Annotated in this window: 25 protein-coding genes; 10 read left to right on the forward strand and 15 right to left on the reverse strand. The window is 64.5% G+C overall.

From position 1 onward, the window contains the following. Positions 1–21: 21 nt before the first annotated feature. Both QMG80_RS03040 and ruvX read right to left on the reverse strand, forming a co-directional pair. Positions 22–288, reverse strand: coding sequence for a hypothetical protein (locus QMG80_RS03040; RefSeq protein ID WP_085771470.1), 267 nt, complete (start codon positions 286–288; stop codon positions 22–24). A gap of 125 nt (positions 289–413) precedes the next feature. Continuing rightward, entirely contained in the window at positions 414–890 is a 477-nt protein-coding gene (gene ruvX, locus QMG80_RS03045; protein WP_085771471.1) for a Holliday junction resolvase RuvX, read from the reverse strand. A gap of 132 nt (positions 891–1,022) precedes the next feature. Between ruvX and def the strand changes: the two genes are divergently transcribed. From def to QMG80_RS03060, 3 genes are all read left to right on the forward strand, one after another. Further along, entirely contained in the window at positions 1,023–1,568 is a 546-nt protein-coding gene (def, locus tag QMG80_RS03050; RefSeq protein WP_085771472.1) for a peptide deformylase, read from the forward strand. 5 nt (positions 1,569–1,573) lie between these two features. Beyond that, positions 1,574–2,500 (forward strand): methionyl-tRNA formyltransferase, encoded by a 927-nt coding sequence (gene fmt, locus QMG80_RS03055; RefSeq protein WP_085771473.1) that lies wholly within the window; start codon positions 1,574–1,576, stop codon positions 2,498–2,500. A 172-nt stretch (positions 2,501–2,672) separates the two neighbouring features. Next, entirely contained in the window at positions 2,673–3,785 is a 1,113-nt protein-coding gene (locus QMG80_RS03060; protein ID WP_085771474.1) for a hypothetical protein, read from the forward strand. A gap of 166 nt (positions 3,786–3,951) precedes the next feature. On the opposite strand, the gene QMG80_RS03065 is transcribed toward QMG80_RS03060, so the two are convergent. Continuing rightward, positions 3,952–4,365 carry a VOC family protein gene (locus QMG80_RS03065; RefSeq protein WP_085771475.1) on the reverse strand — a complete coding sequence of 138 codons (414 nt, stop codon included), beginning with the start codon at positions 4,363–4,365 and terminating at the stop codon, positions 3,952–3,954. Between the two features lie 202 nt (positions 4,366–4,567). Between QMG80_RS03065 and leuC the strand changes: the two genes are divergently transcribed. The 3 genes from leuC (at position 4,568) to dnaJ (ending at position 8,168) form a co-directional block, all read left to right on the forward strand. Then, positions 4,568–5,986 (forward strand): 3-isopropylmalate dehydratase large subunit, encoded by a 1,419-nt coding sequence (gene leuC / locus QMG80_RS03070; RefSeq protein WP_085771476.1) that lies wholly within the window; start codon positions 4,568–4,570, stop codon positions 5,984–5,986. Between the two features lie 163 nt (positions 5,987–6,149). Beyond that, positions 6,150–6,596, forward strand: coding sequence for a metallopeptidase family protein (locus tag QMG80_RS03075; protein ID WP_085771477.1), 447 nt, complete (start codon positions 6,150–6,152; stop codon positions 6,594–6,596). Positions 6,597–7,049: 453 nt separating this feature from the next. Next, on the forward strand, positions 7,050–8,168 hold the full coding sequence (gene dnaJ, locus QMG80_RS03080; protein ID WP_085771479.1) for a molecular chaperone DnaJ: 1,119 nt from the start codon (positions 7,050–7,052) through the stop codon (positions 8,166–8,168). A 49-nt stretch (positions 8,169–8,217) separates the two neighbouring features. On the opposite strand, the gene QMG80_RS03085 is transcribed toward dnaJ, so the two are convergent. The 9 genes from QMG80_RS03085 to QMG80_RS03125 form a co-directional block, all read right to left on the reverse strand. Then, positions 8,218–8,754, reverse strand: coding sequence for a hypothetical protein (locus tag QMG80_RS03085; protein ID WP_085771480.1), 537 nt, complete (start codon positions 8,752–8,754; stop codon positions 8,218–8,220). A gap of 262 nt (positions 8,755–9,016) precedes the next feature. After that, the gene (locus tag QMG80_RS03090) at positions 9,017–9,913 is read right to left on the reverse strand and encodes a hemolysin family protein (RefSeq protein WP_245300189.1); all 897 of its coding nucleotides are present in this window, start codon (positions 9,911–9,913) and stop codon (positions 9,017–9,019) included. A gap of 49 nt (positions 9,914–9,962) precedes the next feature. Further along, positions 9,963–10,472 (reverse strand): rRNA maturation RNase YbeY, encoded by a 510-nt coding sequence (gene ybeY, locus QMG80_RS03095; RefSeq protein WP_085771482.1) that lies wholly within the window; start codon positions 10,470–10,472, stop codon positions 9,963–9,965. Further along, positions 10,469–11,482 carry a PhoH family protein gene (locus QMG80_RS03100; RefSeq protein WP_245300259.1) on the reverse strand — a complete coding sequence of 338 codons (1,014 nt, stop codon included), beginning with the start codon at positions 11,480–11,482 and terminating at the stop codon, positions 10,469–10,471. Before QMG80_RS03100 ends, ybeY begins: the two co-directional genes overlap by 4 nt. Before the next feature lie 5 nt (positions 11,483–11,487). Continuing rightward, a complete protein-coding gene (gene miaB, locus QMG80_RS03105) occupies positions 11,488–12,867 on the reverse strand; it encodes a tRNA (N6-isopentenyl adenosine(37)-C2)-methylthiotransferase MiaB (RefSeq protein ID WP_281926419.1) in 1,380 nt (459 codons plus the stop codon). Positions 12,868–13,042: 175 nt separating this feature from the next. Continuing rightward, positions 13,043–13,534 carry a GNAT family N-acetyltransferase gene (locus QMG80_RS03110; RefSeq protein ID WP_085771485.1) on the reverse strand — a complete coding sequence of 164 codons (492 nt, stop codon included), beginning with the start codon at positions 13,532–13,534 and terminating at the stop codon, positions 13,043–13,045. Between the two features lie 7 nt (positions 13,535–13,541). Then, a complete protein-coding gene (gene tsaB, locus QMG80_RS03115; RefSeq protein ID WP_085773639.1) occupies positions 13,542–14,243 on the reverse strand; it encodes a tRNA (adenosine(37)-N6)-threonylcarbamoyltransferase complex dimerization subunit type 1 TsaB in 702 nt (233 codons plus the stop codon). Between the two features lie 69 nt (positions 14,244–14,312). After that, positions 14,313–14,630: a c-type cytochrome gene (locus QMG80_RS03120; protein ID WP_245300191.1), complete on the reverse strand. Its 318-nt coding sequence runs from the start codon at positions 14,628–14,630 to the stop codon at positions 14,313–14,315. A 23-nt stretch (positions 14,631–14,653) separates the two neighbouring features. Further along, on the reverse strand, positions 14,654–15,142 hold the full coding sequence (locus tag QMG80_RS03125; RefSeq protein ID WP_085771486.1) for a hypothetical protein: 489 nt from the start codon (positions 15,140–15,142) through the stop codon (positions 14,654–14,656). 420 nt (positions 15,143–15,562) lie between these two features. Between QMG80_RS03125 and QMG80_RS03130 the strand changes: the two genes are divergently transcribed. Then, positions 15,563–16,201, forward strand: coding sequence for a transglutaminase-like cysteine peptidase (locus tag QMG80_RS03130; protein WP_085773641.1), 639 nt, complete (start codon positions 15,563–15,565; stop codon positions 16,199–16,201). Here QMG80_RS03130 and QMG80_RS03135 read toward each other — a convergent pair. Further along, the gene (locus QMG80_RS03135) at positions 16,191–17,453 is read right to left on the reverse strand and encodes a glycosyltransferase (RefSeq protein WP_085771487.1); all 1,263 of its coding nucleotides are present in this window, start codon (positions 17,451–17,453) and stop codon (positions 16,191–16,193) included. The genes QMG80_RS03130 and QMG80_RS03135 overlap by 11 nt on opposite strands. 49 nt (positions 17,454–17,502) lie before the next feature. Here QMG80_RS03135 and QMG80_RS03140 point away from each other — a divergent pair, with 49 nt between their 5' ends. Then, on the forward strand, positions 17,503–18,399 hold the full coding sequence (locus tag QMG80_RS03140) for a hypothetical protein (RefSeq protein ID WP_085771488.1): 897 nt from the start codon (positions 17,503–17,505) through the stop codon (positions 18,397–18,399). 40 nt (positions 18,400–18,439) lie between these two features. After that, entirely contained in the window at positions 18,440–19,606 is a 1,167-nt protein-coding gene (locus QMG80_RS03145; protein ID WP_085771489.1) for an LptF/LptG family permease, read from the forward strand. A gap of 42 nt (positions 19,607–19,648) precedes the next feature. Here QMG80_RS03145 and QMG80_RS03150 read toward each other — a convergent pair whose 3' ends face one another. Continuing rightward, positions 19,649–20,623 (reverse strand): putative bifunctional lysylphosphatidylglycerol flippase/synthetase, encoded by a 975-nt coding sequence (locus tag QMG80_RS03150; RefSeq protein WP_085773642.1) that lies wholly within the window; start codon positions 20,621–20,623, stop codon positions 19,649–19,651. A gap of 288 nt (positions 20,624–20,911) precedes the next feature. On the opposite strand from QMG80_RS03150, the gene QMG80_RS03155 reads away from it, so the two are divergent. Continuing rightward, a complete protein-coding gene (locus QMG80_RS03155) occupies positions 20,912–21,496 on the forward strand; it encodes a Yip1 family protein (RefSeq protein ID WP_085771490.1) in 585 nt (194 codons plus the stop codon). Here the strand turns inward: QMG80_RS03155 and QMG80_RS03160 are convergent. Next, positions 21,401–21,979 carry a molybdenum cofactor biosynthesis protein MoaE gene (locus tag QMG80_RS03160; protein WP_085771491.1) on the reverse strand — a complete coding sequence of 193 codons (579 nt, stop codon included), beginning with the start codon at positions 21,977–21,979 and terminating at the stop codon, positions 21,401–21,403. The two genes, QMG80_RS03155 and QMG80_RS03160, sit on opposite strands and share 96 nt — an antisense overlap. Positions 21,980–22,000 lie beyond the last annotated feature (21 nt).

Here is a 22,000-nt window from a genome sequence, read left to right on the forward strand (position 1 = left end):
CCTTCCACTGTCGCTACGCCGTTATCTCCCCGCGGGACGGCTCAGTGGGGCGGCGCGTCGAAGGCGGCGTCGTGGCGGGAGCAAATCATGGTCGCGGACGGCGATTTGCGCTTCCACATGCGCGAGATTGAGGAAATAGGCCAGCATTGGGAGGCCGGCTTCCCCGGCGAGCCGAGCCAGCTCGCCCGTCATTTCAACAATATAGGCGGCGAGGTCTGCCTGATTCGGATGCGGCGCGGCGCCATCTCCTTCCGGGGGCTTCGCCGAGGGTTTAGCCAATCCATTCATTTCCAATGGCTCCTCAGAACACCCGACTTGCGCCTCCCTGCAAGCCGACGAGCTCCCTGGGCAAAAAGACAACCACAGCGTGTCTTATTTAGCAACCGCCTTCTAGGGTTGCAAGAGACTGTTTTTTACGCGTCGAGCCGCCCCAGACGGTCGAGCGCGCCCTGGAGAATGTAGGCGGCGGCCATCCGGTCCACGACTTTCGCCCTTTTGGCGCGGGAGGCGTCCTGGGCGATGAGCTCTCGCGTGACGAGGGCGGTCGAAAAACGCTCGTCCCAATAGGCGTGCGGCGGCGGCGCGAGGTTCGCGAGATTGCGCATGAAGGCGCGCGTCGCCTGCGCGCGCGGCCCGGCCTTGCCGTCGAGCTCGAGCGGCAGGCCGATGATGAGGCCGTAGATCTCCAGCTCCTTGACGCGTTTCATCAGCGCCTCGCCGTCGGCGGAGAATTTCGTGCGCCGGATCGTCTCGAACGGCGAAGCGATCCGACGCTCGACGTCGGAGAGGGCGAGGCCGATAGTTTTCGTCCCGAGGTCGAGTCCGAGCAAGCGGCCCTTTGGGGGGAGGCAGGCGGCAAGCGATTCGAGCGTCACGTCGGACGGAGGCATGGCCGAGGGCTTTATCAGCTGGTGAGCGCCCTGTCTCTGCGACCCGGAGAGGAGGGTTCTCGACTCAAAGATTTGACGCCGTCCCCAGGCGCGCCTATCTCATAGCAAACTCCCTTAAACTGGCGCATTCCCATGGCCCTGCTTCCGATCCTGACCCTTCCCGATCCGCGCCTGCGGCTCATCTCGCAACCGGTCGAGCGAGTCGATGCGGCGATCTTGAAGCTCCTCGACGACATGCTGGAGACGATGTACGAGGCTCCCGGCGTCGGCCTCGCGGCGATCCAGGTCGGCCACGCCAAGAGAATCGTGACGATCGACATCACCAAGAAGGAAGAGGAGCCGCGCGCGCCGCTCTTCCTGATCAACCCGCAGATCGTCTGGGCGAGCGAGGAGCTTTCAACCTATAACGAAGGTTGCCTTTCCGTACCAGAATATTTTGAGGATGTGCAGCGTCCGGCGCGTGTGCGCCTGCGCCACATCGACCGCCAGGGCGTCGAGCAGGAAATCGAGGCGGAGGGACTGCTCGCGACCGTCGTGCAGCACGAGCTCGACCACCTCGAAGGCGGGCTCTTCATCGACCATCTCTCGCGGCTGAAACGCGAGCGTGTCGTCAAGAAATTCACCAAGGCCGCGCGACACGAGGCGCGCGCCGTGGAGCGCCAGCCGGAAGACGCGTGACGCGGATGCGGGTCGCCTTTATGGGCACGCCGGTTTTCGCGACCGGCTTGCTGCGGGAGCTCTATGATCGCGGCCATGCGATCGTCGCGGTCTACACGCAGCCGGCCCGGCCGGCGGGCCGCGGCATGGAGCTCAAAAAGTCGCCCGTTCACCTCCTCGCCGAGAGCCTCGGATTGCAGGTGCTCACCCCCAAGAGCCTGCGGTCCAGAGAGGAGCAGGCGGTTTTCGCGGCGCTTGACGTCGATGTCGCCGTCGTCGCGGCCTATGGGCTGATTCTGCCGCGCGAGATCCTCAATGCGCCGAAATACGGCTGCCTCAATCTGCACGGCTCTCTATTGCCGCGCTGGCGCGGCGCGGCGCCGATCCAGCGCGCGATCATGGCGGGCGACGCAGAAAGCGGCGTCGGCGTGATGCGCATGGAGGAAGGGCTCGACACCGGCCCCGTGGCGACGCAAGCGCGCGTGGCGATTCCCCAGGACATGACGGCGGGCGAGCTGCATGACGCGCTCGCCCAGGCCGGCGCGCCGCTAATGGCCGACGCGCTGGAGGCGCTCCAGCAGGGGACGCTCATCTTCACGCCGCAGGACGACGCCCGCGCGGTCTATGCGGCGAAGATCGAGAAAGGCGAAGCGCGTATCGACTGGCGGCGGTCCGCGAAAGACTTGCATAATCTCGTTCGCGGCCTCGCGCCATTTCCCGGAGCCTTTTTCGAAGCCGACCTCGGCCAGGGCCTGGATCGGGTCAAGGTTTTGAAGACGCGAGTCGAGGCGGCGAAGGGTGAGCCGGGAGAAGCGCTCGACGACGAAGGGCTCATCGCTTGCGGCGACGGCGCCTTGCGTCTCCTGCGCGTGCAGCGCTCCGGCAAAGGCCCGATGGATTTTGCTGAATTCGCGCGCGGGCGCAGCCTCTCGCGCGGCGCGCGGCTGGCGTAGCGCGCGCCAAAGAAGCGCAAAGCGGCCTTTGAAAAAGAGCAGTTTCGATCAGAGAGATTGCGAGCGCATTCGATTGCGTGTCTCCTGAACGGCGCTTTGCCAAGCCGCATCGCCACTAACGTGGAGAGGCCTATATGCTGCGACGCGGCAATCCGATTTTCAGGAGATGAGAATGTTGCAAGTAGACTTCACCTCGCCCCTCTCTATCTTCGAAATTCCGCCTGACTTCGTCGAGCCCGCCTTGCGTATCCTTCGCTTGTCGAACGCTGCGCTCGACGCCTATTTTTACGACGTCGGCGTGCTGATGACAGAGCTCTTATGGCGAGGAGAGCTTGTCTGGACCGCGCCCGCGCCCGTGCTGTTGGCGCTCGGCATGCCGGAGGCGCCGCTTGCAATTGAAGCAGCGGGTCTTGGCGTGCTCGACCTCGGCGCCTTGAGCAATCCAGAAGGCTGCATACTCGTGGTCGACTCTGCGAAGGCGCCCTTCGTCACGCGCTTCGATCGCGTCGACGATTTCATCGTCTGGCTGAGAAGCGCCGGAACCGATGTCAGAACCGTCACCATCACCGGCGTCGGCAGCTCGGCGCTGGGCTCGGCGGCATTCGCATGGAACGCCTCGATGGCGCTTGGCCAGCGCGTCGCGGCGATCGTGCCCGGCTACGGCGTCGCCGACGTCATCTGCCAGGGGCTCGGCGGCTGGTATGGATTCGGCGTCCTGGGCTGGCTCGAAGGCTTGGCGCATCGATGGGTCGCCATCGCTTCGCCTCTCGTCGCATGCTTGGGCAAGAACCTCGTACAGACCTTGCCGGACGCGCATCAGGGAGGCGCTGGCGCCGAGGCTTTTCTCACCGGCAACCCTGCTTCCGACGTGCTGCACGCCTTGCTGAACCACGCGCCGCAGATCTCAGTGCTGCTCGGCCACAGCAAGGGCGCTCTCGTCATCGAAAACGCAGTGCGCGCGGTCGATCCGAGCGTCTCCTCTCGGCTATGGGTGACAACCTTCGGCTGCCCCATCTCGGAGACGGCGCCGGTCAAGCGCTACATACAGTTCTTGGGGAATTTCGACGGCCTCGGCCTGCTGAATTCCTGGGGGCGTCTTCCCGAGATATGGATCCCCACAGACCACAGCACCAACACCGCGATCCCCTTCAGCATGCCCGTCGCAATTCTTTCCCGCCTCGCGCTGGCGTGTGAGGAAGCCTCGAGAACGTCGAAGCTCGCCGCCATTTCCAGCCTCCCGGCTTCCCAAAAGCGCATTGCGAGCGTCGTTTCCGGGGCGCGCTAGATCTCAGGCGGAAAGGCCGCAGAAAACGTGATCGATTCTAAAAGTTCAGCGCGCAATGCGGAAAACCATTGAATCCCCGCCCCGCCCTCATCCTTCGAGACGGCTCCTACGGAGCCTCCTCTGGACGAGGACTCGCGGGCAGGCGGCTTCACCCGATCGGCGCGGTTCATTTCTTCTTTTCGAGCGGCGCGTTCAAGATCCAGCGATGCCCGAAAGGGTCGCGTATCGACGCATAGCGTGTCCCCCAGAAAGTATTCGTCGGCTGAGTCTCGATCTTGGCGCCCAGAGACGAAGCGCGGGCGCAGACGTCGTCCACCTCTTTCGGCTCGTCATATTCCACGCTCACCGACATGGTCACCTGCTCGCCCGGCATTGGCGAGCGCGACTGGCCAAGCTCCAGAAAGGCGTCGGAGAGCATCACGGAGCCGCCGTTGATCAATAATTCGCAATGGGCGATGCGCAACCCGTCGAGGGAGGGCATTAGCGCCCTTTGCTTCGCCCCGAAGGCCGCCGTGTAAAACGCGATCGCCGCCGCCGCCGGCGTGACGGTGAGATAGGGAGCGATCCTAGGGCGGGTCATCTGGCGATTTTCCTCCTCTCGACTGAAACGCTCATGGCGCCCCTGGCGCCGCCGTCTTTCGCTTAGCTCGGCCCGAGGTTTTTGTCTTCCCCTCTTAACCGAGGGCGGTAGGCGGCCGAGAGGCTTTGCGAAATCGCTCCGGGCGCGTAAATAGCCTTCCAGACGAGGGCGTAGACGCCAGCCTGAGGAGAATTCTCACAAAATGTCAAAGAGTTCCAGCGCGCCGCGCACGATGTACGACAAGATCTTCGACGATCACGTCGTCGATCGCCAGGAAGACGGCGCCTGCCTTCTGTACATCGACCGCCATCTCGTTCACGAGGTCACGAGCCCGCAGGCCTTCGAGGGGCTGCGCACAAGCGGCAGGAAGCTGCGCTCGCCGCAGCGCACCCTCGCGGTCGTCGATCATAATGTGCCGACCACCGATCGCTCGCAGCCGATCGAGGATCCCGAAAGCCGCGCGCAGGTGGCGCAGCTTGCGGCGAATGCGAGCGAGTTCGGAGTCGAATATTACAATGAGCATGATCGCCGCCAGGGAGTCGTGCACATCGTCGGCCCCGAGCAGGGCTTCACCCTCCCTGGAACGACCATCGTCTGCGGCGACAGCCACACGTCGACGCACGGCGCCTTCGGCGCGCTCGCGCATGGCATTGGCACGTCGGAAGTCGAGCATGTGCTCGCGACTCAAACGCTCATCCAGAAGAAGGCCGCGAACATGCTGGTGCGTGTGGACGGCAAGCTCGCGCCCGGCGCGACCGCGAAGGACATCGTGCTCGCGATCATCGGCAAGATCGGCACGGCGGGCGGCACCGGGCATGTGATCGAATATGCCGGCGAGGCGATCCGCGACCTCTCGATGGAAGGCCGCATGACCGTCTGCAACATGTCGATCGAGGCGGGCGCCAGGGCCGGCATGGTCGCGCCGGACGAGAAGACCTTCGACTATCTCAAGGATCGGCCAAAGGCGCCGAAAGGAGCCGAATTCGACGCCGCGCGACGCTACTGGGAATCCTTGGCGAGCGACGAGGACGCGCATTTCGATCAGATCGTCACGCTCGACGCCGCGAATTTGCCTCCGATCCTCACTTGGGGCACGAGCCCCGAGGACGTGATCGCGATCGACGGCCGCGTGCCGACGCCAGACGACGCCGCCAGCCCCGGCAAGCGGGCCGCGATCCTGCGCGCGCTCGCCTATATGGGCCTCAGCGGCGGGGAGAAGCCCACGGAGATCGAGATCGACCGCGTCTTCATCGGTTCCTGCACGAATGGGCGGATCGAGGATTTGCGCGCCGCCGCGGAGATCGCGCGTGGCAAGCGTGTCAACGCGCGCGTCGCGGCGATGGTCGTGCCGGGCTCGGGACTGGTCAAGGCGCAGGCCGAGGCCGAGGGTCTCGACAAGATCTTCATCGACGCGGGCTTTGAATGGCGTGAGCCGGGCTGCTCCATGTGCCTCGCGATGAACCCCGATCGACTTGAGCCCGGCGAGCGATGCGCCTCGACGTCGAACCGCAATTTCGAGGGCCGGCAGGGCTTCAAAGGCCGCACCCACCTTGTCTCGCCGACGATGGCCGCGGCCGCCGCGATCGCCGGCCGCTTCGTCGACGTGCGGGAGTGGCTATGATGGGTCCCCTCCCCGGCCCTCCCCCGCATAGGGCGTCTTTAGACGCCCGTCTTATGACGGGCTGTGGCGGGAGAGGGGGTAGACTCGGGGATTTATCGAGACCGCTGATCGTTAGGGTCCGCTCTCCCGCTTGCGGGGGAGGGACAGGGAGGGAACACGCCCCATGACCGAGCCAAGCCCGGAACTGCCTTTCGCGGCGCTCAAGGCGCCGACGCTCGACGACATCGAAACGCTCGCGCGCGTCGCTTTCGCGAGCCTTCCTTCGCGCTTCACGGCCCCTTGCGAAGGGCTCGTCATCAGAGTCGAGGATTTTCCCGACGATGAGACGCTGGACGAGATGGAGTGCGAGAGCGAGTACGATCTGCTCGGCCTCTTTCGCGGAGCGGGGCTCACGCAAAGAGAGCATCTCGCGGAGACGGGCGACCAGCCCAATCTCGTTTGGCTCTATCGGCGTCCGATCATCGACTTTTGGGCGGATGGCGAGGAGACGCTGGCCGATATCGTCACGCACGTGCTTGTCCATGAGATCGGCCACCACTTCGGTTTCTCGGACGAGGACATGGAGGAGATCGAAGGGCGCGCGAGCCGGAACGCTTCGCCTGAAGATTGACGAGTCCTGCGGTTAGATTTTCGCTAGCGCGTTTCCCGCTCGAACGGAATCGTTCGAGCGATAAGGAATCGCGCCAATTCAAAAGTTTGGAGCATGTCCTGACGGGAAAACCGCTTCGCACTTTTCCGGGACATGCCCTAGGCGGCGCGGTTTCCGAGCGCGCGGCTTCTCTTCCAAATTTCTCGCATCGCGCTCTCATGCGAAGCTTCTCCGGTCGGCCGATGGCGGCGCGGCGCGGTTGACGCTTGTGGCATGGGACTCGCTGGACGCAGAGCCCTGCGCGTCAGGCAGGAGACGACGCCGCCGAGCCCGCTCTGGCGTTCGACTTGCTTAATCCTTACATCGGGCCTGCTGACAGACTGGCGAAACCTGCTATACCGCCGCCGTCTTCATAAATGCTGCGAGCGTGCCTTCAAAGCCCCGCGCGGGCGCAGGGATCAGACAACGACGGACATGGCCAAGCGCGACTATTACGAGACCCTCGGCGTTACGCGGACCGCGACGGAAGTCGAGATGAAAATCGCCTTCCGCAAGGCGGCCATGGAATGCCACCCCGACCGCAATCCCGGGGACAAGGCGGCCGAGGCGCGCTTCAAGGAGATCAACGAGGCCTATCAAGCGCTCTCCGATCCGCAGAAGCGGGCGGCCTATGATCGTTTTGGCCACTCCGCTTTCGAGCAAGGCGGCGGCATGGGCGGCTTCTCGGCCGAGGGCTTCGGCTCGATGGCCGATATTTTCGAAGACCTTTTCGGCGACGTGATGGGTCGGCGCGGCGGTCGCTCCGGCGGCCGCGAGCGCGGCTCGGATCTGCGCTACAATATGGAGATCACGCTCGAGGAGGCTTACACCGGCAAGACGGCGACGTTGAAGCTGCCCACCTCGACCACATGCGACGCCTGCGGCGGCTCCGGCGCGAAAAAGGGCTCCAAGCCCAAGACCTGCGCCACCTGCGCGGGGCATGGGCGCGTGCGCGCCCAGCAGGGCTTCTTCGCAATCGAACGCACCTGCCCGGCCTGCCAGGGCCGCGGCGAGATCATCGAGCAGCCCTGTCCCGCCTGCGCCGGCTCGGGACGCAAGACCTTGGAGCGCACGCTCTCCGTGAACATCCCGGCCGGCGTCGAGGACGGCACGCGCATCCGTCTTGCAGGCGAAGGCGAGGCGGGGCTGCGCGGCGGCCCCTCGGGGGATCTCTACATCTTCCTCTCGATCAAGCCGCACAGCTTCTTCCAGCGCGACGGCGCCGATCTCTATTGTCGCGTGCCCATATCAATGGTCCGCGCGGCGATCGGCGGCGAGATCGTCGTGCATGCGATCGACGGCTCCGAATGCAAGCTGAAGATCCCGGAGGGCGCGCAGTCGGGGCGCCAGCTCAAGATCAAGGGCAAGGGCATGCCGGTGCTGCGGGGGCGCGACCAGGGCGATCTGCATGTGCAGCTCAGCGTCGAGACGCCGCAAAGCCTGACCAAGCGCCAGCGCGAGCTTTTGATGGAGTTCGAGAAGGAATCCTCGCACCACACCCATCCCGAATCGACCGGGTTTTTCGCGAGAATGAAGGAATTGCTTGGAAAATAGGGGGCGAAGGACTGCGAACCTGTCTTGCGATTACTTCCGAAAGGCGGGTTTAGGCTAAATCGGGTCTATTTTCTCTGTAGTCGTGGAATTTTCTGACTTCGCGGAAGATGCGAACCTGCGGTCGATAGCGACGCAATGATTCGAAGAACGCGAGCTTGCTGTCTCTGCCGGAAAGGAGAAGCCAGATACGCCCGCCGCGCATCCACTGCAATTCGACGACGCCAGGTCCTTCCGCGCTGAGCGAGGTCAGCCCTTCGATTTCGGAAGGCGAGCCATAGGTTCTCCAGAAGACGGCGATGGGCCATATCCACGGCGTCTGCCGTGGCGCCCACAAACCCGGCAGCCGCCGCGGCGCCGACACCCAGTCGACTGAGATTCGTACTCCCATATACTCGGCAATGAAAGCTTGCGTTGCATAAAGAAAGAGCAGTAGCGCCGGGAATTGCAGATATACATTGGGATTGAGCACAAGGGCGCAAGAAACAGCGACCAGGACAGCCCAAAGCGCGCACCAGCGAACATTGCGAAACGCGGTTACGCGCGGAAGGCGCTGTCTAACCTGGGGGTCTGGCGCTGCGATCGTCATGGCTACTCCCATCATTAACGACTTACGCCAATCTCCTCCGTGGCGACTGCCACAAGGGGAAATCTGTCTAACGGACTACACAATGGCCGAAACTTGAGCCGATGACAAGACACGCATCGGCAACTTTGAAGGGCGCTGGGGCTGTTGGCGAGACTCACGATTGAAATCGAGGCTAACGCGCTCGATTCGCCTTACAACAACCGTCAGAAAAAAGGCAGGATTTTTAGCGAATACGTATCTTTACCGAAGAAGTTCCCTTCCTCTAACTTTTTTCAATTTCCGGCGGCGCTTCTTGTGGTGGGCTGACGCGCAGCCTGAGCTTGCCCACGCGGCGCGGATCGGACTCCAGAATTTCAAATTCATAGCCCGGAACCGGGGCCAGCACGATTTCCCCGCGGGGCGGAACATGGCCGGCGAGATAGGCGACAAGCCCGCCAATCGTCGTCACTTCCTGCGGCGTGTCCTCCTCGCGAAAGTCGACGCCGATCTCCTCGATGGCCTCGTCCAGATCGGCCTTTGCGTCGAGCAGAAAGTCGCCCCCGGGCAGTCGTTCGACAAGCGGGGCTTCGCTTACGTCGTGCTCGTCCTCAATGTCGCCGACGATCATCTCGACGATGTCCTCGATCGAGACGAGGCCGTCCGTCCCGCCATATTCGTCGATCACCAGCGCCATGTGCGTGCGCATGGCCTGCATTCTGACGAGAAGATCGAGCGCCGGCATCGAACGCGGCACGAAGAGCACTGGCCGCAAGATATCGACGCCTTCGAGCGTCGAGGAGAAATCGATGGCGGCAATGCTCATATCCTTGTCGTCGCCGCGCGTTTTCTCGGCCGACTCGGCCAGATAATCGACGAAATCGCGGATGTGCAGCATGCCGATCGGATCGTCCAGGGTCTCGCCGTAGATGGGCAGGCGCGAGTGTCCGGCGCTGCGGAAAAGCGCCAAAATCTCGCGCAAGCTCGACGCCCGCGGCGCGGCGATAATATCGGCGCGCGGGATCATGGCGTCGGCGACGCGAAGCTCATGCAAGCCCAGCACGTTCTTGAGCAGCGTGCGCTCCTGCGCGGTGACGTCCGCCGCCGCGTCGTCCAGCGCGTCCTCGAGCTCCTCGCGCACAGAACTGGGCGTCAGGCCTAGGGCCGCGCGCAGCTTTTCCAAAAAGCCGCCCCTGGCGGGAGGCTTCGAAAATGTTTCCGCGTCAACGCTTTCACTCTTTGACGACATCGCCTTCGCTCAATTCCCCCGGCTCTCGCTCATAAGGATCGCTCAAGCCCAGCGCGGCGGCGATGCGCCGCTCCAGCGCCTCCATGACGTCCGCCTCGTCGGGGGTCTCGTGATCATAGCCGATCAAGTGCAAAAATCCATGAACGATCATATGCGTCGTATGATCTTCAATCGTCTTGCCTTGCTCTGCGGCCTCGCGGGCCACCGTCTCATGGGCGATCACAATGTCGCCAAGCAGCAGCTTCTCCTCGTGGCGACCGGGCGTCGGGAAAGACAGGACGTTCGTCGCGGCGTCGCGCTGGCGCCATTGCGCGTTGAGCGCGCGGATCGCGGCGTCGTCGCAGAAGGTGATCGCAACCTCGCAGCCGCTCGCGAGCTTCGCCGCGCTCTCGCGGCGGCTCGCCTGGATGGCGCGCGTCGCGAGTCCCTCGAGATCCGCGATCGTCCGCCAAGCCGGCAGCTCTACGATAAGCTCGACCGTGGGATCCGTCATCCGCGATCCGAAGGCCGGCGTTGAGCGCGCTCATAAGCGGAGACGATGGCGCGAACGAGATCGTGCCGCACGACGTCGCCCTCCGAAAAGCGCACATGTCCAATCTCATCGAGGCCGGAGAGCAGCGTGATCGCCTCGCTCAGTCCCGATTTTTGACCGGAAGGAAGATCCGTCTGCGAGGGATCGCCCGTCACGATCATGCGCGAGCCTTCGCCGAGCCGCGTCAGGAACATCTTCATCTGCATCGTTGTCGCGTTCTGCGCCTCGTCGAGCAGAATGCAGGCTTTCGTCAGCGTCCGTCCGCGCATGAAGGCGAGCGGCGCAACTTCTATCATGCCGGTCTGCATCCCACGCTCGACCATGCGCGCGTCCATGAAATCATAAAGGCCGTCGTATATCGGCCGCAAATACGGATCGACCTTCTCGCGCATGTCGCCGGGGAGGAAGCCCAGCCGCTCGCCGGCCTCGACGGCGGGACGCGAAAGGATCAGGCGCTCCACGACGCCCTTCTCGAGCAGCGAGACCGCATGGCCGACCGCGAGCCAGGTCTTTCCCGTGCCGGCGGGTCCTTCCGCGAAGACGAGCTCGTAGCGCTTGAGCGCGCGCAGATAGAGATCCTGCGCGCGATTGCGCGCACGCACCGGGCCGCGCTTGCGGGTGCCGATCTGATCGAAGCCAACCGCCGAGTCGGGGAAGAGGCTCCTCTGCCGCGTCGTTTCCTCGATCGCGCCTTCGACGTCGCCGGGCGAAATCTCGAGCCCCAGCTGCGCCCGCGCATAGAGCGTCTCCAACGCCCGTCGCGCGTGCTCGCAAGCCTCGGCGTCGCCCTTCAATGTGACGTGATTGCCGCTCGCAACGCAGCTGACCCGCAAGCGTCTCTCGAGCTTGACGAGATTTTGATCATACTGGCCAAAAAGCAAGGAAGCGCGGCGATTATCGTCGAAAGCGAGCGTGACCTCGGCGTCGTTTTCGCGCTGGGGCTCGCTGTCGGAGCGAGAGACGCGCGCCATATCGTTCATGCAAACTCCCGCGCTTCGACGATCTCGCCCGAAAGCGAGTTGGGACCGGCGGCGACGATTTTGACCGGGCGCAGCCGCCCGATCTCCCCCTCGTCGCCATCGACGTGGACCGCCTGCATATAGGGACTCTTGCCGGCGATCTGGCCGTCATGGCGTCCCTGCTTTTCAAACAAGACCTCGAGCGTCCGCCCGACTGTCGCCGCGTTGAAGGCGCGGCGCTGCGCTTCGACGCGCGCCTCGAGGCGTGCGAGACGATCGCGCTTCGTGTCCTCGTCGATCTGATCCTCGCGCTCGGCGCCTGGCGTGCCCGGGCGGGGGGAATATTTGAAGAAGAAGCTCGAGGCGAATTCGACGGCGTCGATGAGCGCGAGCGTCGCCTGGAAATCTTCCTCCGTCTCTCCGGGGAAGCCGACGATGAAGTCGGAGGAAATTGCGATGTCCGGCCGCACGCGCCGCAGGCGCTCGACAACGTCGAGATAATGGCGCGCGTCGTGGCGCCGATTCATCTCCTTGAGCACGCGGTCGGAGCCCGACTGCACGGGGAGATGCAGGAAAGGCGCGAGCTTCTCGAGCGACGCATGCGCGTCGATCAGCCCTTCCGTCATGTCGACGGGGTGGCTCGTCGTGTAGCGCAGGCGCGTCAGATCGTCGAAGGCCGAGAGCCGTTCGAAGAGCCCTTCCAAAGGCGTCGAGCGCCCGGCTTCGTCCTCGCCACGATAGGCGTTGACGTTTTGTCCGATCAGCACGATCTCGCGCACGCCGCCGTCGACGAGCCGGCGCGCCTCCTCGATGATGGATTCAACTTTCCGCGAAATCTCGGCTCCGCGTGTGTAAGGCACGACGCAAAAGGAGCAGAATTTGTCGCAGCCCTCTTGCACGGTGACGAAGGCGGACACTCCGCGCGCCGCGATCTGCGCCTTCGTCGGCGCCGGCAAGGCCTGGAATTTTTCCCGGGCTGCGAAATCCGTGTCGGCGACGCGCGCGCCCTCGCGGGCTTCCTTCAAGAGCGCCGGGAGACGATGATAGCTCTGCGGACCGACGACGAGGTCCACGGCGCGCTGGCGGCGCATGACGAGCTCGCCTTCGGCTTGCGCGACGCAGCCGGCGACGACGATCTCGAGGCTTTTCCCCTGCGCGCGGCGCTCTTCCTTGAGCACGGCGAGGCGTCCGAGCTCGGAATAGATCTTCTCGGCGGCCTTCTCGCGAATATGGCAGGTGTTGAGGACGACGAGCTCGGCGTCCTCCTCGCGCGCCGCCGCGTCGTAACCTTCCTTGGCCAAGAGATCCGACATCCGCGCCGCGTCATAGACGTTCATCTGGCAGCCGTAGGACCGCACCAGCGCTCTGGCTGGGCTCCGGCCGCCCTCCGAGGGGATCGTCTTTGCGTCTTCGGTAATCTCTGTGGCTCCCGTGAGGTCTACGCCCTGTTAATCATAATACGCCTCCCGGCTTTGAGAAAGCCGAAGCCATGGGCGCCGAGGGACAATGGGCGCTCTTTCCCCAACCTCCTCCTGCGGAGGCTCCGCTGGGATGTCGCAGAGAATCGCGACCTCAAATCTCCAGCCGCATCGTCAGCGCCGCCCGCTTCTCGCCGCCGGCGCGCTGGTAGTAGTTTTCGCGGCGGCCGATGGTCTTGAAGCCGGCGCGCGCATAGAGCGCCAGCGCCGGCGGGTTGTCGTCGGCGACCTCGAGAAACACGAGCCGCGCGCCGCCGCGCTCGAGATTGGCGAGATGGGTTTCGAGCAGCGCGCGACCAAGCCCCGCGCCGCGCCGCGTTACATCGACGGCGATGGTCAAAAGCTCGGCGTCGGGGGGCAGAAGCCGCGAGATCACGAAGCCCCCGAGCGGCTCCGAGGGCGTGGCCTCGTTGACCGCGCCGTCGGCGATGATGGCCGCCTCGGCGAGATAGGACTCGAAATCCGCGCTCGACCAGGGGAAGTGGAAGGCCAAGGCGTGCAGCCGCTCGCAGTCCTCCGCGCGCTCGGGGCCGATCGGCCGGATCGAGAAGGTCGGCTTTACAAAAAAACCCTTGATCAGCGACATGGACGGCTCACGCCTCGACCGGCGGCGCGGCGCCGCCCGCCATGGTCACATCGGCCGACTTGAGATAGAGCGGGCGCGCCGGCGCCTCCCGCGGATCGGCGAGGAGGCCAAGCCGCGCGACACAGGCGATGTCGGGCGCGACGGCGGAGTCCAGGACCGCCGAGCCGATCTGCGCGCCGCGCGCCGCCCGCTCGAGCATTGTCGCGCCCGAGCCCACGAGATGCAGCCCGTCCTGCTCGCCGATGAAGTCCCGGAGCGACTCCACCGCCTGGCGGGCCACCATGCGTTGCGGCGGCAGGACCAGGCGTCCCGACGCGCTATAGGCGGCGACGAAAACCTGGCCGTGGCGGGCGTCCACCGAGGGAACCAGCAGTCCCTCGAAGGGCTCCGAAAAATGCGGGGCCGCGAGGGCGGCGAGCGTCGAGACGCCCACGGCTTCGATTTTGAGCGCCCGGGCGATCGCCTGAGCGGCGGCTAGACCGATTCGGATTCCCGTGAAGGAGCCCGGCCCGACCGTCGCCGCGACGCGGTTGAGTGAGGCGAATCCTCCCTCGGTCGAGGCCAGCAGGCGGTCGACGAGCGGCAGCAGCGCCTCCGCATGGCCGCGCTCCATCGGTATCGTTTCGATCGCAAGCGGCGCGGCGGCGCCGAGATCGAGCACGCAGCCGGAGACCGCGGGTAGGGCCGTGTCAATCGCAAGTATCCGCATGCCCGCGAGTATGACAAGTTTGGCCGGGAAACGGAAGCGCGGCGGACGACTTCCCCCGCCGCCGCTCATTCAGTGCGGCATTTGCGAGAAATATTGCGCCAGCGCCTCGATCTCCTCGTCGGTGAGATGGCGGCTCTCATGATGCATTTCCGCGCTTTTGCGTTTCCCGGAGCGAAAATTGCGCAGTTGCTCGACAATGTAGCGGTCGTGCTGGCCCTTGAGATTGGGAATCTCTACGTCCTTGGCGACGCCGTCGGAGCCGTGGCAGGCGGCGCATTGCGCGAGAAGCGCGCCAAGCTCGCCGCTTTCGAGCGCGGCCGCAGGCGCAGCGCCGGCGAGCGCAAGCGCGAGCAACGGCCCCATTCTCTTCATTGCGCTCGCGGTCACGGAGACGTCCGGCCTCTCTGGGTTCATTCGGCCGGCTTTTGGCCGGCGTAGAGCGCCTCTGTGCACTGATGCATGAAGTCGTGCAACGCCGCCTTGTCCAGTCCTTTGGCGAGCCCTCGCTTGCGGCATTCGCGGCGCACGGCCCGTCTCGTCGCCGAGCGCCCGAAAACGCAGCCGAGAAGAAAGTCCTCGCGAGCCTGGCCTTTGAGCGCTTTTTCATTGGCGCGTTCCTGGCAGGCGTGGCGGACGCGGCGCGCCTCGAACTTGCTGAGATTGCCTCCGGCCGTCGCGCTTCCCGACGGCGGGGGATGCGGCGTCGCTGCGTCGTTGCGCGCCACGGGAGGGGCGGCAAAGGGCGGAAACGGGAGTGAGAAGGGGAGCGCAGCCGGCGCCGGATGTGGCGACTGCTGAGCCAGGGCTGGCCTGCCCGAAAGGAAGAGGGCTAATCCTACGGCGTAGAAGCAGAGGCTTGCGCCTCTTGCGCGCGCGACGCCGCCAAACACCCTTCGCATCTCGCTTTTCTCCAATTCAATCGACGACCCACCCTACGATAACACGTCTCGCGCCGGCGAGCGTGTCGGGCGCGTCTCGAAAGCGGCGTAAACGAGGCGAAAACCAGGCCACGTCCCGGCGCCGTTCTCTCGCAGTTCGGCGGATCGAATTAACCGCCTCGGCGCGCTCCTATTTACCTTTGATCGCTCAAGCATCCTCTTCCTCGCCGGAGCGCGGTCCGACCCGTTTTTCAGGAGCGTCAAGCCTCGCGCAATCAATATGATCGGAAAAGGCTTCAATTTTACGCATTGCGGTGACAAAAAAATATACTTACCGCCATTCAGAGCGGCTCTCAATGAATTTGCGTAAAATGCGACGCAAATACTTTCCTGGAGCTCAAAGAGCCAAGCTTATTCTCGCCTCATCGAATGGAGGCGGTCATGGTCGGCGTCGTCAGCAAATGGGCTTTCGCAGCGGCGGTTTCCGGGGCGATCGCCCTCATTCTCGCGCCGCGCGCCTCGGCCGAGCCGATGAAAGCCAGCTTCGCCTCCGTGGGCGACGAGACGAGCGTGCCCTATGGCTGGGTGGATTTCTGCAACCGCTACGCCCGCGAATGCCAAGACGACGACCGCGCGCCGCAGCCGATCCGCCTCACCGCCGCGGCGATGAAGGCGATCGAGCAGGTCAATGTCACGGTGAACCATGAGATCAAAGCGGTCTCCGACATGGATCATTGGGGCGTCATCGATCGCTGGGACTATCCTTCCGATGGCCGCGGCGACTGCGAGGATTTTGCGCTGCTGAAGCGCAAGCTGCTCATGCAGGCCGGCTTTCCGCGTCAAGCCCTACTGATGACCGTGGTCAAGGAAGAGAACGGCGAGGGGCATGCGCTCCTGACCGTCAAGACCGATCAGGGCGAGCTGGTGCTCGACAATCTCGAGGACTCCGTCAAGGCTTGGCAGAAGACGCCCTATCGCTTCGTGAAGCGCCAGTCGGAGACGAACCAGAACATCTGGGTCGCCATCGGCGCGCCGACCCCGGCCCCAGCCTATGTCTCCAAGCGGGCGCTCAAGGATTGAGCAGCGGGGCGACTTCCCGCGCGAGGGCGCGGGCGTAGGCGCCGGCGGAGAAGCTTGCCTCGTAGAGTTGGCGCGTCGCCGCGTCGGGGCGGGCGGGCTGCGCCGTCCCGCCCGCGAGCTCCTGCCAGCGCTCGCGAAGGGCCGCGGCGAAAGCAGACGCGTCGTCGCGAAGGGTGACATTGGCGAGCGTCGCGGGATCGACGCCCATGCCGCGAAAGGCCTGACGTGTGGCGATCAAAGGCGCGCCGCTGCTCAGCGCCTCCACCGCCTTGATCGAGAGGCCGTGGCCTTCCACCGTCGGCAGCAGAATGGCGGCGGCTCGTTCGTAGACTGCGCCAATATCAGAGACTCGTCCCCTGAACAGCTCGCGGCGCGCTTCATAGAGCGCCTTGTCGCGGGTCTTCACGCCCTCGTCGATATTGCCGTAGACGGCGACAGGAACGGGTCCGGCGAGCGGCAGGACTTCCTGCAAAAACCAGCGCAGGCTGACGAAATTGGCGTAATTGTCGCTGGCGACGATGGCGATCTCGGCCGGTTTGAGCGCGAGCGGCGCCGGCTGGACGGCCGGGTAGATGAGCGCGTGCCGGCTCCTGGGCAGAAGCCTGACGAATTCCTCGCGCTCTTCGGCGTTGATATGCGCGCAGAGATCCGCCTTCTGGGTCCAGTAGAGCTCGACCGCCAGCATGTCCTCGTAGCGCGCGAAGGGCGGAATGAAGAAACCGCCTCGATTGCGCAGAACATATTGGCGGGCCTGGATGTCCTGGGTCTCGAGGATGATCGGCGGGGATTTGCCGCAGCCGAGCTTACGCGCGAGCGGAATGGTGAAGTAATGGTTCGCGTGAACGAGATCGATCTTTTCCCGCGCCAGGCCTTCGGGAACAGGCGCGCGCTTGGCGAGCTCCACGAGCCAGGTCGCCTGGTCGCCGTGGATGAGCGGCCACCAGCCGTCCCTCAAGAGCGGGGACTTCCATAAGGATTCGCGGGGCGGCCCCGTGAAATAGCGCGCGTCGGCCACAAGCTCCGGCGTCGCCGCGATATATTCGGGCCATCGGCCGCCCTGCGGTGCGGGCGGCGTCATCACGTCCATCATCGCGACGGAAATCGTGCGCGCGCCGAGCGCCTTATAAGCTTCGAGCTGGCTACGGTTGACTTGGCAGCTGCCACAGGAATGCCAAGCCGCATGCACGACGGCCACGGTCTTTCCGGAAAGCGGCGCGGCCAAAGCGACGTCGTCCGGCTCGCCTTCGCGCAATGATCCGTCCCTCTTGCTAACGCCGGAGCTTTCCCGCTAGAGCTTCTATATGAGCCGCATTAGCGCAAATCCAGCGATTTCGCCCTCCGATGATTCGAACGCGCGCGCCAAGCCCCGCGAAGGCCGTTACGGAATCGCCATCGTCGGGAACGACAAGATCATCGACTGGCTCGTTCCGTTTCTCGAGAGCTATCGGGAAACCAACGCCTCGCTGCCGCTCTATCTCATTCCCTATGACGACAACGTCACGCGCACCCGCCGCGCGGCCGAGATTTACGGGGCGCATTTCATCGAGGAGGAGCCCGTCGAGATCGATCGTCTCGCAAAGGAGCTCTATCCCGGGATCTTCAACTCCAACCGCAGACGCCTGCGCAAGCTGCAGGCCCTCGCGCTCGATCTCGACGAAGTCGCCTATGTCGACGTCGACGTCATTCTGTTTCGGGACTTCAGGCCGATTTTCGGGCGGCTCGAGGCGGGAAAGAGCGAGTTCATCGTCGCCTCGCCGAGCTTCGAATATGTCTACAACGAGCGGCGGTCGGAATACCCTTTCCTCGCCGACGCGCTGCCTTTCAACGACGGCTTCTGGGTGACCTCCAACAAATATCTCAAGCTTTCGGATTTCATCGACACGATGGCGAAAGACGCCGCGATTTTCCACGATGTCCGCAAGCGCGGGCAGCTTTTCGCGCAGCCGCTGGTCAATTTCGTCACGCACCGTCGCGGCGTGAAGATCGCGCTGCTGCGCGACCTCGTCGAGAACGCCTCGCATGAGAGCTTCTACAAGGCCCCTGGCATAAGCTTTGCCGAGGGCAAGCCGCTCGATCCCGACGGCCGGGAGATTTACTTCGCCCACTGGGCCGGCGCCGTCGCGCTGCCGTCGACCGGCGTGTTCGACGCAGCCTGGACAAGGCTTTCCAAGGCCGCATGGGCGAGAATGAAGTCATGAACCCGGACCCAGGCGCAGCCCTGCCGGCGAGGCCCCGAAGATGCCCCGGCTGCTCTTCTTCTACCTGATCCGCCGGATCGGCCTCGGGATCCTCGTCATTCAGTTTGCGCTGAGCGTGCCCGTCGTGCTCGCCTATCTCTTGAGCTCGCTGCCCGCCGCGGCGGTGCGCGGCGGCCTCGTATGGCCCGCCGTGCAGGGCGTCGCGCCGACCGTCGCCTATGTTGCCTTGCCATTAGCCACGGGCGTCGCCACCGCGCTCGAATTCTCGCGCATGGCGAGCGAGGGCATGATCGCCGTGCTCTATGCGCTTCGCCTTTCGGTCTGGGCCGTCTGCCGGCCCGCCACGGCGCTGGCCCTCGCGCTGGTCGCCGTCGGCTATTTATTTTCGAATTTCATGGCCCCCCTTTACGTCGGGACGATGCAGGACGTTCTCAACGTCGTGCGCAACTCGCTCAACCACCGCATGCTGGAGCCGGCGCATTTCTATACTTTCGACAATGGCTCCAAGACGCTCTATCTCGAGCGCTGGGAGACGCCCGACATCGCCGCCAATCTCTTCGTGCGTCAGCTCTCCACCGAAAAGATGGAGGAGCAGATCATCACCGCCGCGCATGCGGAATTCCGACGCAATGAAACCGGGGTGATCGTGGCGCTCCGCAAGGGCAGCGTTCAGACGCGTCCCTTGGCGGGCGGCGGAGACGTGCGCCTCTCGGCCTTTGACGAATATGCGCTTGTTTTGCCCATGCAGGGCAGCGGCTCCTTGCCGCCGCGGACATGGCGCGGCATCTATGAGCTGCGTCCGGGCGAGTTCATGCAGCAGCTGGCGGCCGCACGCACGGACCCGCGGCTCCTTGCGGAATGGACGGCCGAGGCCGCGATGCGGCTCGGCGTGCCGATATTGGCGTTCGGCCACACGCTGCTCGCGATGGCGCTGGCGCTGACCTTCGGCAATGTCACGGGGAGACGCGGCGCCGGCGGACAATTGGCGATTATCGCCATTCCCGTCGTCCACATCGGCTTCCTGGTGCTTCTTCAGACTCTTTTGCGCGCCGACGCGCGCTTTTTCGTGCTGCTGGCGGCCCTGGCGCTGATGGAGATCCTGATTTCAGCCTTCATGCTCTCCAAGCTGAATTCGCCCAACAAAACATCAGCTCGTTCTCGGCAAAAAAACAGGCTCGACCTTCAAGCCGAGCGCGCCCGGATCTGAGTTTCTGAACGCTCTCGCCTCGAGCCGACCGCGTCTTGCCAGCTATTTGAGATGCGCGCTTCGGAGCAAGGCTTCGGCCAGCCTTCCCCGCTCGAAGATCACAACGACCACGAGCGCAAAGAGCAGCGGCGCAATCAGATAAAGAAGCCGCCAGACGAGCAGCGCCGCAAGCACTTGCACCTGCGGCGCGTCCGGGGTGAGCTTGATGAACAAGAGCTCGAAGACGCCCAGTCCTCCCGGCGCGTGGGAGACCAGCGCCACGGAGAAGGAAAGGACGAAGGCGCCGAGCACGACGGCGAACCCCGGATTGCCGACTTCCGGCAGCGCGAAATAAATGATGCTTCCCGCGCCGATCAGCTCGAGCGGCGCCGCGAAGAGCTGCTGCACCATCACGCCGGGCCGCGGATAGACGATCTCAAAGCTGCCGATGTGCAGCGGCTTGAAATGCATCAGCGATCCGATCACGTAGAGCACGACGGCCGACAGGCAGACGATGCCGACGGCGCGGGCCGTGTGCGGATTGGTCACGACGTCCGGCAGGAACCCGGAAAGCCGTTGCATGAGCGACGGGTCCCAGGTCAGCAGCGAGCCGCCGAGCAGCACGCAACCGAAGCCGAAGGTATAGGAGCAGAGCACGACGAGCATGGCGACTTGCGCCGCCGACAGCCCCTTGGAGGAATAGGCGCGATAGCGGACCACTGCCCCGGAAAACATGCTCGCGCCGATATTGTGCGAGAGCGCGTAGGTCGTGAAAGAGCAGAGCGAGATGAACGACCAGGAAATATGCGTCACGCCGAGGTGGAGGAGCGCGATCCGGTCGTACCAGGCGAGCGCCGCATAGGCGAGCAGCGTGCCCAGCGCCGCGAGAAAATATCGGTGCGGCGGAATGGCCTTGAGAGCCGCCCAGACTTCCCCGCCGAGCGACTCGCTGCGGAATTCCTTGTTGAGCAGATAGAGGGAGCCGAAGACGGCGACGACGCCCAGCACCGGCCAGAGATAGTCGAGCGCCTTTTTCAAGCGCCCCGAGGCGCTCAGCCGCTGTGCGGTCGAGCGGCATCGCTCGAGAAGCCCATTGGATTTCAGCTGCTTAGAGCGCGTGTCGCGCGAAGAATCCATTTCCAGTTTTTCCGCGCGCTATCGTGAGCGAGACGCTCGCCCGGGAGCCACCCGCCTTCCCTGACACAGCGCCGCGACGCCTGCAAGTCTCGCCGGCCGAGCCGCCCTCGCGAGCCTTGCCTTGCGGCGCGGCCGCCGGCAGTCTGGCGATGCGATCGAGCCGAAGGACGAACCGGCGAGGAGGCGGCGATGGGCATGCTGGAGCGAATCAAGGGATTGCTGATTGATCCGGAGGGCGAATGGGCGCTCATCGAGGCCCAGCGCCCCAGCGTCCTCGACATCTACAGAAGTTATGTGCTGCCCCTCGCGCTGATCCCGCCTTTTGCGAGCTTTCTCGGCGGCTATTTCTTCGGTTTCGGACGACCGACGCTCGAGGTCGCGCATTTGACCTTTTGGGGAGGACTGCTCCGAGCAGGGCTGCAATATGCGCTCAGCCTGCCGCTGCTTTTTCTCATCGCCTTCCTGCTGTCGAGCCTCGCCCCCCATTTCGACGGCAAGTCGGATGATCGCCGCGCTATGGCGCTGACGGCCTTTTCCTACACGCCGGTCTGGCTCGCTTCGCTGTTCGGGCTCGTTCCGGGGCTGCGCTGGCTCGACATTCTCGGCCTATACGGAATCTATGTTTTCTATCATGGCGTCACCCGCATGCTGCGATGTCCAAAGGACAATGTCGACGTTCTAACGCTCGTCGCCCTCGCCGCGGCGATTGCGGCGGCCACTCTGCATGGCTGGCTCGTGCATCTGCTCGCGCCCTGGCGGGCCGTCGCGCTCTGAGGCGCGATCCTTCCAGCGCGCCAGCGCCGCTTCGTCGGTCGCCTTCGCGTCGACCCAGCCGCCGTCGCTTCCGTCCGAAAGAATAAGCCGCTTCCAAAAGGGCGCGCGCGATTTCAGATAGTCCATGACGAATTCGGCCGCCGCGAAGGCCTCGGCGCGGCCCTTCGCCGCCGCGAGCACGAGCACGATCTTCTCGCCGGGGCTCAGGCGGCCGTAGCGATGCAGCACGGAGAGGGCGAGAAGCGGCCAGCGCGTCACGGCCTCCTGCGCGACCGCGGCGATCTCGCTTTCCGCCATGCCGGGGTAGTGCTCGATCTCGAGCGCCGCGATGGCGCCCGCTTCGCTCCGGCAAAGCCCGGTGAAGGCCACGAGCCCGCCGATGTCCGCCCCGGTGGCGAGAATCTCCCGCTCCTCTTGCACCGCGTCGAAGGGCTCGGCGCAGAGACGAATCACGACCCTCGGCCCTTGCTGCGCTTGTCTCATCGGCGAGGCCTTTTCGTCTAC

The organism is Methylocystis bryophila (genome assembly GCF_027925445.1).
In the GTDB taxonomy this organism is placed as follows: domain Bacteria; phylum Pseudomonadota; class Alphaproteobacteria; order Rhizobiales; family Beijerinckiaceae; genus Methylocystis; species Methylocystis bryophila.

Bases quoted from the DNA above. Each gene is read 5' to 3' on its own strand.
- QMG80_RS03040 (WP_085771470.1), bottom strand. From the start codon at position 288: ATGAATGGATTGGCTAAACCCTCGGCGAAGCCCCCGGAAGGAGATGGC.
- ruvX (WP_085771471.1), bottom strand. From the start codon at position 890: ATGCCTCCGTCCGACGTGACGCTCGAATCGCTTGCCGCCTGCCTCCCC.
- def (WP_085771472.1), top strand. From the start codon at position 1,023: ATGGCCCTGCTTCCGATCCTGACCCTTCCCGATCCGCGCCTGCGGCTC.
- fmt (WP_085771473.1), top strand. From the start codon at position 1,574: ATGCGGGTCGCCTTTATGGGCACGCCGGTTTTCGCGACCGGCTTGCTG.
- QMG80_RS03060 (WP_085771474.1), top strand. From the start codon at position 2,673: ATGTTGCAAGTAGACTTCACCTCGCCCCTCTCTATCTTCGAAATTCCG.
- QMG80_RS03065 (WP_085771475.1), bottom strand. From the start codon at position 4,365: ATGACCCGCCCTAGGATCGCTCCCTATCTCACCGTCACGCCGGCGGCG.
- leuC (WP_085771476.1), top strand. From the start codon at position 4,568: ATGTCAAAGAGTTCCAGCGCGCCGCGCACGATGTACGACAAGATCTTC.
- QMG80_RS03075 (WP_085771477.1), top strand. From the start codon at position 6,150: ATGACCGAGCCAAGCCCGGAACTGCCTTTCGCGGCGCTCAAGGCGCCG.
- dnaJ (WP_085771479.1), top strand. From the start codon at position 7,050: ATGGCCAAGCGCGACTATTACGAGACCCTCGGCGTTACGCGGACCGCG.
- QMG80_RS03085 (WP_085771480.1), bottom strand. From the start codon at position 8,754: ATGACGATCGCAGCGCCAGACCCCCAGGTTAGACAGCGCCTTCCGCGC.
- ybeY (WP_085771482.1), bottom strand. From the start codon at position 10,472: ATGACGGATCCCACGGTCGAGCTTATCGTAGAGCTGCCGGCTTGGCGG.
- QMG80_RS03100 (WP_245300259.1), bottom strand. From the start codon at position 11,482: ATGGCGCGCGTCTCTCGCTCCGACAGCGAGCCCCAGCGCGAAAACGAC.
- QMG80_RS03110 (WP_085771485.1), bottom strand. From the start codon at position 13,534: ATGTCGCTGATCAAGGGTTTTTTTGTAAAGCCGACCTTCTCGATCCGG.
- tsaB (WP_085773639.1), bottom strand. From the start codon at position 14,243: ATGCGGATACTTGCGATTGACACGGCCCTACCCGCGGTCTCCGGCTGC.
- QMG80_RS03125 (WP_085771486.1), bottom strand. From the start codon at position 15,142: ATGCGAAGGGTGTTTGGCGGCGTCGCGCGCGCAAGAGGCGCAAGCCTC.
- QMG80_RS03130 (WP_085773641.1), top strand. From the start codon at position 15,563: ATGGTCGGCGTCGTCAGCAAATGGGCTTTCGCAGCGGCGGTTTCCGGG.
- QMG80_RS03140 (WP_085771488.1), top strand. From the start codon at position 17,503: ATGAGCCGCATTAGCGCAAATCCAGCGATTTCGCCCTCCGATGATTCG.
- QMG80_RS03145 (WP_085771489.1), top strand. From the start codon at position 18,440: ATGCCCCGGCTGCTCTTCTTCTACCTGATCCGCCGGATCGGCCTCGGG.
- QMG80_RS03155 (WP_085771490.1), top strand. From the start codon at position 20,912: ATGGGCATGCTGGAGCGAATCAAGGGATTGCTGATTGATCCGGAGGGC.
- QMG80_RS03160 (WP_085771491.1), bottom strand. From the start codon at position 21,979: ATGAGACAAGCGCAGCAAGGGCCGAGGGTCGTGATTCGTCTCTGCGCC.